The organism is Prevotella jejuni (assembly GCF_900187995.1).
GTDB lineage: Bacteria > Bacteroidota > Bacteroidia > Bacteroidales > Bacteroidaceae > Prevotella > Prevotella jejuni.
The window spans coordinates 62,692-78,365 of the sequence record NZ_FZNZ01000013.1 but is presented as its reverse complement, the minus strand read 5'-3'; the positions used below and the strand labels follow the sequence as shown (position 1 = coordinate 78,365).

The window sequence follows — 15,674 nt, the reverse complement described above, 5'->3', positions numbered from 1 at the left end:
TCCGAAGTACTATAAAAGCATGATATTAGTGGGAGTATTTAGTGATGTCAGCTGACTACAAGGCCATTTATGAGCCCTGTACATGTGTGGATAAACTACTCATAATCAGCGTATATCTGTAAGAAATGAAGGTGTCCGATATATGTCCTGTATGATGGCACATGAGAAAATCGCTGTTTCCTACATAATATACTACTATGAGAGTATGCGTGATGGCTATTCAATAATTAAGAAGAAATCTTACAGCCTGAGAGAAAACAAATCTTACTGCAATAAAGAATGATTATAGCATTGTTCGAAAAATCTATTAGCCCACAGAATATACCTAACATGAAAGATTAATCAAAAGATAACTTGTTCAAACGCGTTCGTAACTCATCAGCCTTTCCTTTCCTGATAGAAAGAGTTACCTCGCATGTATTATCAAAGACTTGATTGATAATACGTGGATTCATGTCCTTAATAATACGCATGACAGCATTCATCATAGGATAAGAGAAGCTGTACGTCACCTCTTCCTCTATGAATTTCTCCTCTATTTCACTATTAGCTAAGGCGTCTGCAGCAGCCTCTCGATAAGCAACAATCAAACCACCTGTACCGAGATTGATGCCACCATAATAACGAATAACACAAATAAACGTGTTTGTCAAACCGTTACTGTCGATCTGTCCAAGAATAGGCTTTCCTGCTGTAGAAGAAGGTTCTCCATCATCATTTGCACGAAACTCAGTACCATCAAAGCCCACTCTATAAGCATAACAGCAATGACGAGCATCATAATATTTCTTTCGATATTCCTTTACAAGCTCTAAAGCCTCGTCGACAGAGTCAACATGATGCGCAAAAGCGAGGAATTTACTCCGCTTTTCAGAGTAATATCCCTCGCCAATCGCTTTCTCTTTTATTGTCTTATATTTATCGCTATTCATTCAATTAATGCTAATCTTGTATCAATCCAACTTATGGATGACAAGACCAGAACGAAGTTTCGGCTCAAACCATGTTGCCTTTGGTGGCATAATCTTACCACTATCAGCAATATCCATAATCTGCTGCATTGATACAGGATAGAGTGCCAATGCCCAACGCATCTCACCACTATCAACACGACGCTTCAACTCTCCAAGACCACGCAGACCACCAACGAAATCGATACGCTTGTCTGAACGGAGATCCTTTATGCCCATCAATTCGTCTAAAATCAGTCGACTTGAGATGTCTACATCAAGTACACCAATTGGGTCATTATCATCGTATGTACCAGGCTTAGCCACTAAACTATACCAGTTGCCATCAAGATACATGGAGAATTCATGCAATTTCGTTGGACGGTATTCATCCTTACCTTTCAACTCAACAGTGAAATTCTTCTCCAAAGCTTTTAAGAACTCAGCAACTTCCATGCCATTTAAGTCTTTAATAACACGATTATAGTCAAGAATCGTCAATTGACTTGCTTGGAAGCATACAGCCATGAAGTAGTTATACTCCTCATCGCCCTTATGATTCTTATTATTCTTAGCCTTCTCAGCACCAACCAAAGCAGCTGCGGCAGAGCGATGATGACCATCTGCAATATATAGACTTGGCATCTTCTTGAACTCTTCAGTAACAGTCTTGATGTCAGCCTCGTCTGATATTACCCAGAACTGATGTCTGAAACCATCGTCAGGTGCAACGAAATCATACTCTGGCTTTGTAGCTGCATAACGAGCCAACAAACTGTCAAGTACCTCATTGTCAGGATAAGCAAAGAATACAGGCTCTACATTTGCATTACAAATACGAACATGCTTCATGCGGTCCTCTTCTTTATCTCTACGTGTCAACTCATGTTTTTTGATGTTACCAGTCAAGTAATCATCAACAAAAGCACCAACAACAAGACCATACTGAGTCTTGCCATTCATTGTCTGCGCATAGATATAGTAATGTTCTTTGTCATCTTGTACTAACCAACCTTTGTCCTGGAACTTCTGGAACTGCTCAACAGCGCTCTCATAGGCTCTTGGATCATATTCGCTTGTTCCAACCTCAAAGTTGATTTCTGGTTTTATGATATGATATAAACTCTTTTCGTTGTCACCAGCTTCTGCACGCGCTTCTTCTGAATCCAACACGTCGTATGGACGGCTGGCAACAGACTCTACTAAGTCTTTTGGAGGACGAATACCCTTAAAAGGTTTAATTACTGCCATAGTGTTTATCTTTAAGAAAATAATAAAAGGATTGAAAGTCACAATCTATTTTGAAGATTAAGACTATCAATCCTTATTGTATTAGAAAGTTATTTGTTTACTTGGAACTTTGTGTCACCTGTTGCAAAGAAAGCATTAATCTGCTTTGCTGCAGCAATACCAGCATTCGTATTTGCTTCAGCAGTCTGAGCACCCATCTTCTTTGGTGTAGAGAAGTAGCGCCCCTCAAACTTCTTAAACTCTTCGTCTGCATCTGGCTTAATATCGGTAACAAACTTTAAGTCCTCACGCTCAGCCATCAACTTCAAAAGCTCTTCCTCGTTAATAACCTCTTTGCGAGCAGTGTTTACGAGAACTCCCTTCTTTGGAAGAAGATTTACTAAACGATAATCAATACTCTTTACGGTCTGTGGAGTTGCAGGGATGTGAAGTGACAAGACATCACAAGTCTGGAACAACTCATCCTGACTCTTACAAGCATGAACGCCTGCAGCCTCAATAGCATCAGCAGGACAGAATGCATCGTATGCATAGACTTCCATACCAAAGCCTTCTGCAATGCGTGCCACGTTTCTACCAACATTACCGAAAGCAAGAATACCGAGTTTCTTACCCATTAACTCTGTACCAGCCTTGCCATTATAGAAATTGCGTACGGCATATACCAACAAACCAAATACAAGTTCGGCAACGGCATTAGAATTCTGACCAGGAGTGTTCTCTACTACGATATTCTTCTCCTTTGCATAAGCTGTATCAATTGAATCATAGCCCGCACCTGCACGTACTACGACCTTCAACTGCTTAGCAGCATCAAGTACCTCTGGTGTAACCTTATCAGAACGTACTATCATTGCATCTGCATCTTTCACAGCCTCAAGTAATTCAGCTGTACTCGCATATTTCTCAAGTAGGACAACTTCATGTCCTGCACCCTTTAATTCGTTTGTTATACCTTGCACAGCAGCTGGTGCAAATGGTTTCTCAGTTGCAATTAAAACCTTCATAGCTTTAATGTTTAGGTTAATAAAAAGTAAAGATAATTACTTAGACTTAGCAAACGAAATACTTACGCTTGCTAAGTCTAATGACTATGCGGCTTAGTGCTTAGCCTCGAATTCCTTCATTGTTTCAACGAGAGCCTTGCAGCCTTCAACTGTCATTGCGTTGTAGCAGCTTGCACGGAAACCACCAACATCACGGTGACCCTTGATACCTACCATGCCTCTTTCTGTAGCAAACTTAAAGAACTCGTCTTGTAGGTCAGCATATTCATCGTTGAGAACGAAGCAGATATTCATGTAAGAGCGATCTTCCTCACACTTAACTGTTCCACGGAACAACTTATTGCGATCGATCTCACCATAAACAATATCAGCACGCTCCTTTGCAAGTTTCTCCATAGCTTCTACACCACCATTAGCCATAATCCAACGGAGATTTTCCAATGCTGTATAAATAGGTACTACAGGAGGAGTATTGAACATAGAGCCCTTCTTGATGTGTGTACGATAATCCAACATTGTTGGGATTTCACGCTGTACACGACCAAGAACGTCGTCCTTAATGATGATGAATGTTACACCTGCCATAGAGAGGTTCTTCTGTGCACCACCATAGATGCAATCGTACTTAGAAACATCTACTGGACGACTGAAGATATCAGAAGACATATCACCAATCAAACGAACTGGTACATCCAAATCTTTGTGATATTCTGTACCATAGATTGTGTTATTGGTAGTTACGTGCAAATAATCCAAATCTGTAGGAACATCGAAGTCCTTTGGGAGATAGGTGTAGTTTTCATCTGCTGATGAAGCTACTTCAACAACATCTCCAAACAACTTAGCTTCCTTCATTGCCTTCTTTGCCCAAACACCAGTATTCAAATAACCAGCCTTCTTTACTAAGAAGTTAAAAGGAATCATGCAGAACTCAAGTGATGCACCACCACCCAAGAAAAGCACTGAATAGCCTTCAGGAACATTTAACACTTCCTTTACTAAAGCCATTGCTTCGTCCATTACAGGTTGAAAATCCTTTGAACGGTGGCTGATTTCAGCAATTGAAAGACCAATTCCATTGAAATCTAAAATAGCACTTGCTGTTTTCTCGATTACTTCACGTGGAAGGATACATGGACCAGCACCAAAATTGTACTTTTTCATCTGATTGTTTAGTTTAAGTTTGACTTATGTTTTGTAGTTATTATCAGTATTAAATATTGTAATAGGTTTCTATAGTTTACGATGCGAAGATACGCTTTTATTTTTATACTTCCAAATAAAAGACCACTTTTTTTATCTGTAAGATATCAAACAATTTATACATGTCGACAGACATGACAAGGAAAAGGTGACACATTGTATAATGCTTCACCTTACTTCTTCCACAACGGTACGAATACCTTTTATTTTTTCTCCTTTAGTCAGCGAGATTATTTCTTTTATCTTTGTGCGTACCACTGCAACATAAGCAAAACGGTCCTTTACGTCAATCTTTCCTATCTCAGAAGACTTCAATCCTCCCTTTTTACAAAGAAAACCTACTATATCCATCTTTGAGATTTTATCTTTCTTTCCTTTACCTATATATATAGTAGCCATGCGAGGCTGAGCAGGTTTCGGTAAAGACTCTGGTATCTTATACTCCTCATGTTCATTGCTAACATACTCTGGCAAATGTTCTTCTGGCCCAAGAATGAAGAAGGTTCTGCCTTCTTTGTCCCAACGTGCTGTACGTCCTACCCTATGCACATAGCAATCTTCCGTTTCAGGGAAATGATAATGTATAATATTATCAACATCAGGAATATCCAGTCCACGTGAAGCCAAGTCGGTGCTAACAAGTATTGGTGCTGAACCATTTGAAAAACGATAAAGTGCAGCTTCACGCTCACGCTGTTCTAAGCCACCATGGAACCAACTAATAGTAAAACCCTCTGCCTTTAAGAATGTGGCAGTACGCTCAACAGAGTCACGATAATTTAAGAATACAATACTACTCTTATCACCTAAAGAAAGTAAAAGCTTCTTTAACACCTCCAGTTTATCCTTCTCTGAACTTGTAACTGTGTAGAGACGTATGCGATCAGGAATAGTCTCTTCATCTGTACGATAATCCAAATGAACAGTTCTTCCCATTGATACAAAATTAGGAATAGTCTCTGACTCTGTTGCTGATAGTAAGATTCGTCTTTCAATATTTGGTAACTTACAGAGAATGCTCATCATCTCGTCTTGGAAACCAAATTCAAGGCACTTATCAAACTCATCTATTATAAGCCACTTTATTGTTTCTGCATTAATATTTGATTTGTCAAGATGATCATTCAATCGTCCCGGAGTAGCAAAGACTATTTGTGGCTTTATATCTCTCAAAACACGATGTTCTTCCATCGTTGGACGTCCACCATATAATGCCATAGAGCGTAAGCCGCTACCCATGTCTTTAAGTACATTAGCCGACTGCAACGCTAACTCGCGTCCTGGCACTAAGACTACAGCTTGCAGCTCATCAGACTTTGCATCCAACCGCTGAATCAATGGAAGAAGATAAGCGTATGTTTTACCGGAACCTGTCGGTGACATCACGACAACATCCTTCCCTGTATGTAACACTGCGTCAGCCGTAGCTTCTTGCATTGTATTGAGTGTTATGCCAAGCTTATCAATAATATCGTTATTCATCATTATTTTTCCTTTCTCAACTTATCAATTTCGTCAAATTCCTTACCCATATTCAGATTAAGATAAATAGTGTATAAAGGAGCTAACCATTTGCTCTTAGCTGTTGGTGAAAGCTCTCTGAATTTCTCCATATAGGGTTTAGAACGCTGATATAATGTTATTATCTTCTCTTTGTTGGCCCGATACTTCTGCCTATCCTTATTTAATTCTATGGCTTGATTAAAATAAGCAAGTCCAATGTTATAATAGGCATCAGCATAAGAGTCGTTATCCTTAATCAGTTGTTTACAAATTTCAATACATTCGTTGTACCTGCCAAGGTTCAACAACACTGTACTCTTTGCAAAACGAAACAACAGACTTGTAGAGTCAGCTTTCAATGCACGATTCGTAATCTCCAATGCCTTCTGGTGTTCTCCTATCTTAGCATAATATTCAACTAATCGTGGGAAGAAGAATGCAAAGTTAGGATATTGCTCGAAGCCAGCTTGCAAAGACTTTACATACATAGCGGTATCCCTCTTTACCAAATAAGCCTCAGCCTCATACTGCCTTACAAAGTTTAGCATAGAAGTATCACGTTCGGCCTGTTCCTTAAAGCGCATAATCTTATCTGCATCGCTTAGCTTATATCCACAGAACATAGCCCAGTAAGCAGCATGTGGTATAAGTGCATCATTCTTCATATAGTCATAACCTTCAAAAAGAGGATAATTTGCAGACTCCAAGTAATCGCTATAATAATCAAATGCGGTATTATAGTCTTTCTTATGAATAAAGTAAGAACCACCATTGAATAGATTTGGGCGAATAGAGTTTAGGAACTCTGCATGCTTAGTCCTATACTTTGCACGTACTCTACCCTCAGCATCAGGTTTAGCATCAAGAGAGTCAAAGCGTGACATTGTATCATACAATCTTCTCGTTACAGAGAAGAATGCTGCTGTGTCATACTTTTGTTTCAAATAAAGTTTCTCATTTCCCTGCTCATACTGTTTTGTCAATGCATCACATAGGAGGAGCCATATCTTATTATTTTTCTTAGATACTGAGTCAACCAGCAATCTACGAAGTGTATTCTCGGCTTTCATGAGTTCCTTCCCAGACTTTATCTGATCACGTACAGTCTGCAACTGCTTCTTCTGCGCAATCCCAGTAAGAGGAAAAAGCAGACATATATATATTAAAAATGACTTTATATACTTCACTTTCTATAATTTGTTACAAGAGGTTCGAGTTCTTCAGCCTTAATTTTATCGTTCAATACCGTATAGTCTAAATAGAGAGGACCTACCCAGTCTACCCTATTTCTACGTGGATCTTTTGCCCTTACACGCTCAAGATAAGTACGTGCTTCTGCAAAATACTTCATATATTCATTATCAGAGACAACTTCTTTCTTCTTCCTTCGTTCAGCAACATCTTCACGTGCTGCCATTCCCACAGTATTCAAACATACACCTATATTATAAGCAACAGGAATACTACTTGGTTCAATTTCATCAGCATGTTTATAAGCATCAATAGCTTCTTCCCAACGTTCTGCATGCATAGCAATTTCACCCTTAAGTATCCATGGTACCGTTGAGTTTGTATTCTCTTCAAGTATTCTATCTATAAAATCCTCTATATTAAATTTAGGTGTAGGATTTTGATAGAACTTCATTATCCATGAGAAATAGGTTTCATTCGTAGGGTCTGTACGATAAAGTTGTTGTATTACAGACAGATAACGCAGGGAATCTTCCTCGTTTACCATCTTATTATGCATACATTGTGCTTTAATTTCAACAGCAGCTTGTGCAGTCTCATCATATTGAATTGCAATATCAGCATATTCGTCAGCCTTCTCTAAGTCACGTGCTTTCAAATAATAATAAGCAATGTAATAAGCAGCAACACCTGACTCATCGACATTATCTTTTACTAATAGAGACTTACGAGCTTTCAAATATAATTGCAAGGCATCAAGTCCTTCATTTCTCGTATAGCTTCCTTTCAAGAAATATTTACCAGCATCTATCAGCATTGGATGCAGAACAGCAAGTCGATTCTTGTTTTCCTCTTCAAACTTTGGATTAACTTTCCCCTTTCGATTAGGCATCCTGTCAAACTCATCACTTTTCAATGAATACTCCACACCATCCACAACAGCTTTGAAGATGGCAACAGAATCCCTATTCGAATGTTTCTCTACACGGGTGAAAGCTTCTTTTGCAAGGCGGTTAAACGACTCAGCCTGCTGATATGCTTCTTGTGCCTCTGCGATATTCCAACTTGTAAAAATAGAAATAATCAGTATTAGTACTCTTTTCATCGGCTATATTTTAGTAACACAAAATCCCCTCTTATATGACTTAACAAATGAATTCATATAAGAGGGGGAATATTAAAGACTTTTACTGCTGAACGCCAGCAATAGCTGCAGCTTCCAATGTCTCAGGAGCTTGTGCACCCTTTACGAAATAGTAGCAACCGTAAAGTGGGTAAGCCCAAGAGCTCTTCTGCTCTTTAAGAACATCAAGCTTCTTAGCTGTCTCAAGATATGAAATAGCCTTATTGTAAACATCGTTGAACTGAGCACGTGCTGCTGGTGACAATACACCCTTCACAGATGCTACACGATCCTGTGCCTTATAGAACCAGCACTGACCGATAGATGCATTGATAGCAATCTTTGCATTATCATCCTTTACCAATGCTAAAGCCTTAGTAAGGTAGTCAGCAGCCTTCTCATATTCCTTCTTCTGACTTGCGAACTGACCAAGCATTACCAACGCTCCATAGCTATTAGGATTCTTTGCAAGGGCAGCATTTACAATTTCCTCTGCCTTGTTCTGCATACCAAGTGAACTATAGATAGATGTCAAAGTTGTCAATACGGCGTCATTCTCTGGGTCCTGAGCATAGATACCAGCAAGCTTATCAGCATAAGCAACAGAGTCCTGACGAGTCTTCAGCTGTGCACCCATGATAGCCAACTGCAACTGCTTAGCATCCTTACTACGGTCCTTACTCTTTACAGCGTATTCAGCATACTTCTCAGCTTTCTTGTAGTCCTTATTCTGATAAGCATAATAAGTTGCGAAATAAGCAATCTCATTCAAGTTCTCATCCTTAGACTTATCAAACTTAGAGAACATTGGTTCATCAGCAGAGTCTACGTAACGAGCAAGATACTTATAAGCATTTGCATCGTCCTTAGCACCCTGATAGAAGATACCACCATTAATCAACTGTCCACGAAGTGGGTAGAGCTGATCAGCAATATCTGTATACTTAGGCTTAATCTTACCCTTTGCATTAGGCATATTGTCATACTTAACTACTTCCTCAGCGGCATCGAAAGCCTGACCTACAGCCTCATAGAGACCTTTCTCATCAACAGCTTTGTTACCTTCCTTACCCATTTGCTGGTTAGTTTGGTTCTCAAGCTGAACACCCTGCTCTGCACTTACCTTCTTCATAGCAAGTTGATAGAGCTTGTCATAAGCCTTTGCCTTCTCAGCATTGTCTGTAAGCTGTCCGAGGTTAGCCTTAACGAGCTCAGCAGCTTCTGCGTAGCTTTGTGCCTTAAGGATTGCCTTCAGTGGCTCGCTGTCACCAGCGAATGCAGCAGATGTACTGAGTAACATCAATGCTGCGAACATTAACTTCTTCATATTAGTGATCTTTATTAAAAGGTTTATAATCATGTATTAATTTTGAATTCATTCTTATGATTACTGCTGTCTCCTATAATCTTGGTACAAGTAACCTGTCAACTTTTCAACTTGTCGACAGCTCAACTCATCATCTTACTCGAAATCAACAGGTGTCACCTCTGTATTATCTGCTGTGGATGATGCATCTCCCTTGATATTCTCATCAGTGTTTGGAAGGTCTTCACGACTATCATCCTCAACCTGTGACTCCATCTCTGAACTCATCACCTTACATACAGATGCGATAACATCATTCTTTTTAGCGAGGTTTATCAGACGTACACCTTGTGTTGCTCGACCCATTACACGGCATTCAGCAACCGACATACGAATAACGATACCGCTCTTGTTGATAATCATCAAGTCGTTATCATCGGTAACGTTCTTGATAGCAACAAGTTTACCAGTCTTATCCGTGATATTCAGCGTCTTAACACCCTTACCGCCACGATTGGTCAATCGATAATCCTCAACCTGTGAGCGCTTTCCGTAACCCTCTTCAGATACTACCATAACCGTCTCGTTAATAGGGTCATTAACAACAATCATACCAACAACTTCGTCCTGACCATCTTCGTCCAAACGCATACCACGTACACCTGTAGACACACGGCCCATTGTACGGATATTTGACTCATCGAAACGACAAGCACGACCATTGCGGTCAGCGATGATAAGTTCGTTATGGCCATTTGTCAGACGAACGTCTACAACCTCATCACCCTCATTGATATTGATAGCTATCACACCATTGGTACGAGGACGTGAATAAGCACGGAGAGAAGTCTTCTTAACGATACCCTGCTTTGTAGCAAATACTACGTAGTGAGAATCGAGGAACTCATCATTATCCAATCCCTGAATACGCAAGAATGCGTTAACAGAATCGCCTGGCTCAAGTGAAAGCATATTCTGAATAGCACGTCCCTTTGAGTTCTTATCGCCCTCTGGGATGTCATAACACTTCATCCAATAGCAGCGTCCCTTACGAGTAAAGAACAACATCGTCTGATGCATTGTTGCTGGATAGATATATTCGGTGAAGTCTTTCTCACGTGTGCGAGCACCCTTAGAACCTACACCACCACGAGCCTGTTCCTTAAAGTCTGCAAGCGGAGTGCGCTTAATATAGCCAAGGTGACTAATGGTAATAACAACAGGGTCATTAGGATAGAAGTCCTCAGCATTAAACTCATGCTCATCAGGGATAATCTCTGTACGACGGTCATCGCCATACTTCTCCTTAACCTCCTGCAATTCTTCCTTCATTACCTCCTTACAACGCTCAGGGTTATTAAGAATCTCCTCCAAATCCTTAATGGTTTGCATGAGTTCCTCAAACTCCTGATGCAACTGGTCAAGACGCAGACCTGTTAGCTGTGATAAACGCATATCAACGATAGCTCTTGATTGAAGCTCATCGAAGTCAAAACGTTTCTCAAGGTTTCTTTGTGCCTCTGAAGGTGTCTTGCTGGCACGAATAATACGTACAACCTCATCAATATTGTCACAAGCCTTAATCAGTGCCTCTAAGATATGTGCACGTTCCTGTGCTTTCTTCAAGTCGAATTGTGCACGGCGGATAGTGACATCGTGACGATGCTCAACGAAGTATTTAATGCACTCACGAAGGCTCAATAGACGTGGACGACCCGCTACCAAGGCGATGCAATTTACAGAGAAAGAACTCTGCAATGCTGTCATCTTGAAGAGCTTATTCAGAATGACGTTTGCATTGGCATCACGCTTCACATCAACAACGATACGCATACCCTGACGGCCTGTTTCGTCATTGACATTAGAGATACCCTCAATCTTACCTTCCTTTACGAGGTCAGCGATATATTCGATAAGCTGCTGCTTATTAACTCCGTAAGGAATCTCTGTCACAACAATCTTATCATGGCTCTCATCGCTCTCAATCTCAGCTTTGGCACGCATTATGACGCGACCACGACCAGTCTCATAGGCATCTTTAACGCCTTGAAGACCATAAATATATGCACCTGTTGGGAAGTCTGGAGCAGGAATAAACTCCATCAAGCCATCGGTAGAAATCTCTGGATTGTCAATATAAGCACAGCAACCATCAATAACTTCTCCAAGGTTATGCGTAGGGATATTAGTTGCCATACCCACAGCGATGCCATTACCACCATTTACAAGCAGGTTAGGAATCTTTGTAGGCATTACAGCAGGCTCACGCAGCGTATCGTCGAAGTTATTGACCATGTCAACCGTATCCTTCTCGATATCGTCCATAACGTGCTCACCCATCTTTGAGAGGCGGCACTCCGTATAACGCATCGCAGCAGCAGAGTCACCATCGACAGAACCAAAGTTACCCTGTCCGTCAACCAACTTGTAGCGCATATTCCATTCCTGTCCCATACGCACAAGCGCACCATAGACAGAAGAGTCACCATGTGGGTGATACTTACCAAGTACCTCACCAACAACGCGGGCACACTTCTTGTAAGGCTGGTTGCTAAAGTTACCAATACCGCGCATACCGAAGAGAATACGGCGGTGAACAGGCTTAAAACCGTCACGAACATCAGGGAGGGCACGTGCCACAATCACCGACATTGAGTAGTCGATGTAGGAGCTTTTCATCTCCTCCTCGATGTTGATCTTCATAATTCTGTCCTGATCAATTGTCTGATTTTCGTCCATTATATATTTTTTCTGTTATAAGTTTCTATCACTTTAACGAGCTCTTCTTTGAAAGACTAAAATTGCCCACAATAGCCTTTATTTCCTTTCTGAGCCGTTTTCGCACTTTTTCAAGGTGTAAAGATACGAACATTTTTTGATACCACAAAGGGCTTATAACGAAAAAATGTTATCAAGACCGATTATTTTGAAGTGTTTATTTCTTTTTAGGATTTACATTAAATCGCCATGACAGGGACAACATTACATATCGTGGAATACTATTATTCCATGTTTCTGTTCTTCCTTGTGCGTTCATTAAGTATTGAGTATTAGAGAGCTGACGGAGCATATCAAAGCCTTGCAACTTAACTAAAAGTTTCTTATTAATGAAACTGCGACTAAGTTGTGCATTCCATATCCAGTCAGTAGTATTCATCTCTGAGAGCTGATAACCACGGCGAGCAAACATTGTTAGGTCGGTTGTTAATTGTAGTTTCCAAGGCAAAGTTATTTGCGCATTCATACCTATATTATAATCTCCTGCATGAATATTACTAAATCCCTCACGCTGGCTCTTGATAAGATAATATGTACCTCCGCCATGAAGTGTGAACTCATAGTTATCATCGGGACGATAATTAAGTTTCAAGACGTTACTTATCTTCCAGTTATTTACAATACTTCGTTGACTTTGTGTAGCCCCTTGTAGCATTGCCATGTCAACGTTATGATTATAGTTAAAGGATGCTTGATTATCAATACTTAATTTCTCTTTTTTATCCAATGGACGGGTATATCCTATCCCTAAATCAATGCGATAATTACCATTTACGCTAATGGGCTGAACGGTTGAAACACCTGTTTGTTTATCAAATACAAGACTATAAGCCACAGCATTATCCGTCTGATGATAACCCGTATTAATGTTAAGGCGACTATGTTTCTTCCCCTCAAATGTCTTACCACCTTCTATGTCATAATAATGAATATTACGAAGCTGCGTATTGCCTAATATGATATTCATAGGATTGCTGTCATCACGATAATTAACCATTGTTGTGAGGTCAGGGAATTCAGAATTCATCTTAGCTTTTATCTCCCATGCGTTACCCTTTAACCATATATTAGGTTCAAAGAATATCCTCTGTCGAGACACATCGTGTCGTCCCATGCGTTGATAATAAAGGTTGGCATGAGCTATACGAACAGGCAAATTGACACTTATCTCACAATTCAAGAGTTTACTATGCAAGTCTCTATAGCAGAAGTTAAATTGATGACTATTTTGATACTCAGTAAAGTGATAAGTATTCCCATTATCAAGGACTGTAGCCAAGATGCTTGTGGCAGAGGGCAATCTATCGAACAAACTACTATCACGTCCAGAAATCTTATCAAGACGATAGAGTGGATGATCCGTTTTTATATAAGAATATGCGTAATTATACTCAGGTTGTAAACTGATATTTCTAAAAGCCCAATTATAACTGATACCAGCTGACAACTTAAGGTTTTGATTAAGGCGGTCTATATATTGATTACGATAATCACGAGGAAGACTATGCTGTAGATAGGTCAAATCCTGTAGGGAAAATGTCTTTTGCGTGTTACGGTTATAATTGATTCCAAAGTTCCACCTAATCATATCAGCAATAATGCCGATACCATTTCTGTTTTGAATATTAAAATCAACATTCCTCGATTCAAGGCTATTTGCCGATAGCATACGGTTAAGCAGTGATTGATTATCAGATGTCTCAATACTACTATTATTTAAGCCATGGCTATTGGCATAGGAAAAGGAAAGATTATTAATCGTATAATATTCGTCTTTTTGGATGCATAAATTGCTGCCCGCTGACCAATTATCAGAACTTCCTAACGATTTATACCTGCTATGCTGATATGAGTCTCCACCATACAAAAATGTTTGTTTAGATGAGTGAGACTCGTTGTCAGTATTTGTATGATTCCAAAGGCTACTAAGGTCGAACCAAGAAAAATCATTTCCTAAAAAGCGCATATATTGAGCACCAATCGTTTTAGTTGTCTGCAATCCACTCCCTACATCTTGTGGGCTCCACTCGCCATTAAGTGCTGCTCGCTGATTGTCGTTAAGGTTGTTGCTATTGGCAAATATTCCGATGCGTTCTTTGTCAGAGAACTTTATGGCTAAGCCACGTAGCTTATATCTGTTGTTCGAACCAGCACCAGCTTCAACGTTACCCATATAGCCTACGGCATACTCCTTCTTCAGCTTTACATCCATCACATAGTTCTTATCGCCCATATCACGTCCTGCCAACTTTGAAGCTGCTCCCGACTTGTTAAAAACTTTGATTTTATTAACCGTATAGGCAGGTAGATTCTCCAATGCCAACATTGGGTTTCCACTGAAAAACTCTCGTCCGTTGACTAAAAGGCTTTGAATATACTTGCCATTGACGAATATTTGCCCATCTTTGGTCAGTCGTGCGCCTGGCAACTTGCTAATTAGCGCATCAAGCATGCTACCCTCTGCAAGATTGAAAGCATCAGCATTATAGATAATCGTATCGCCCGCAACAACCATCTTAACCTTTGTAGCCTTTACTGTCACTTCTGCCAATTCGTGCGCCTTTGCCAATCGTATAGGCTTTACAGGTACAAAAAACTCTCGCTTACTCCTCAACACAAAGTGCATATAGCCGTCCTCATACCCCTCAGCACTTGCACGTACGATGTAATTCCCGACTTTTGTCAAGTGTTCAAAGCGGTAGAAGCCCGCATCTTCTCCAGCCTCTGCAGGTGCGGCTATCAAACTATCTATAACAACACTGTCTAAGGTCATCAGGTAAACCTTGGCACTTGGCACTCCAGCTCCCGTCATGTTATCAAGCACTCGCCCTTGAACAGGGATTGCATCATCTTTTGCATGTACATTACTGCAGCAAAATAATAACATTAACAACAAAATTAGTCCGTTTCTCATAAGATGTTTTTATATTTAGATTATATCAATGATAAAGATTGTTTAATGTGTTTACAAAGTTAAGTAATATCCTACAGAAAACGAAGAAAGTGAATGTAAAATACTAAAATAACGATTACATTTTAGGTATAGAATAGATTATTAAATCTAAATATCTTCTTCGTACAGAAACAGAAAGCAAGCAAGAATGTTAATATTTTTCCTCTATTCCAAATGTACTAAGGCTTAACTACAGTCGAACTAAGCCTTTACTGCCATCTAAAAGACGCCCTTTTAGCATGTTGTTAACGCCTTTCTTGACTCTTGTTAGGCGTCTTCTCCAACGCCATCTATAACTATCTAAGAACGAGATAGTTGTAAGAAAGATTAAAAGACATCTGTTTCATTCCCCAACCCAACTACCCGCAAAATAATGTAAATATATTTTATTACATTCAACAAATAAGGT

The 15,674-nt window shown here is 39.9% G+C and carries 10 protein-coding genes; all 10 read right to left on the bottom strand.

What is annotated here, in order from left to right:
• Positions 1–338: 338 nt before the first annotated feature.
• The gene (locus CHB62_RS06525; RefSeq protein WP_089366183.1) at positions 339–932 is read right to left on the bottom strand and encodes an IMPACT family protein; all 594 of its coding nucleotides are present in this window, start codon (positions 930–932) and stop codon (positions 339–341) included.
• Positions 933–953: 21 nt separating this feature from the next.
• Positions 954–2,201, bottom strand: coding sequence for a DUF1015 domain-containing protein (locus CHB62_RS06520; RefSeq protein ID WP_089366182.1), 1,248 nt, complete (start codon positions 2,199–2,201; stop codon positions 954–956).
• Between the two features lie 89 nt (positions 2,202–2,290).
• On the bottom strand, positions 2,291–3,208 hold the full coding sequence (locus CHB62_RS06515; RefSeq protein WP_089366181.1) for an NAD(P)-dependent oxidoreductase: 918 nt from the start codon (positions 3,206–3,208) through the stop codon (positions 2,291–2,293).
• 93 nt (positions 3,209–3,301) lie between these two features.
• Positions 3,302–4,372 (bottom strand): 3-phosphoserine/phosphohydroxythreonine transaminase, encoded by a 1,071-nt coding sequence (gene serC, locus CHB62_RS06510; RefSeq protein ID WP_089366180.1) that lies wholly within the window; start codon positions 4,370–4,372, stop codon positions 3,302–3,304.
• A 207-nt stretch (positions 4,373–4,579) separates the two neighbouring features.
• Positions 4,580–5,893 (bottom strand): DEAD/DEAH box helicase, encoded by a 1,314-nt coding sequence (locus CHB62_RS06505; protein ID WP_089366204.1) that lies wholly within the window; start codon positions 5,891–5,893, stop codon positions 4,580–4,582.
• A 2-nt stretch (positions 5,894–5,895) separates the two neighbouring features.
• Positions 5,896–7,101: a tetratricopeptide repeat protein gene (locus CHB62_RS06500; RefSeq protein WP_089366179.1), complete on the bottom strand. Its 1,206-nt coding sequence runs from the start codon at positions 7,099–7,101 to the stop codon at positions 5,896–5,898.
• On the bottom strand, positions 7,098–8,210 hold the full coding sequence (locus tag CHB62_RS06495; RefSeq protein ID WP_089366178.1) for a hypothetical protein: 1,113 nt from the start codon (positions 8,208–8,210) through the stop codon (positions 7,098–7,100). Before CHB62_RS06495 ends, CHB62_RS06500 begins: the two co-directional genes overlap by 4 nt.
• 82 nt (positions 8,211–8,292) lie before the next feature.
• On the bottom strand, positions 8,293–9,555 hold the full coding sequence (locus CHB62_RS06490; protein WP_089366177.1) for a tetratricopeptide repeat protein: 1,263 nt from the start codon (positions 9,553–9,555) through the stop codon (positions 8,293–8,295).
• 135 nt (positions 9,556–9,690) lie between these two features.
• Entirely contained in the window at positions 9,691–12,273 is a 2,583-nt protein-coding gene (gyrA, locus tag CHB62_RS06485) for a DNA gyrase subunit A (protein ID WP_089366176.1), read from the bottom strand.
• A 196-nt stretch (positions 12,274–12,469) separates the two neighbouring features.
• Positions 12,470–15,226: a TonB-dependent receptor gene (locus tag CHB62_RS06480; RefSeq protein WP_089366175.1), complete on the bottom strand. Its 2,757-nt coding sequence runs from the start codon at positions 15,224–15,226 to the stop codon at positions 12,470–12,472.
• Between the last annotated feature and the right edge of the window lie 448 nt (positions 15,227–15,674).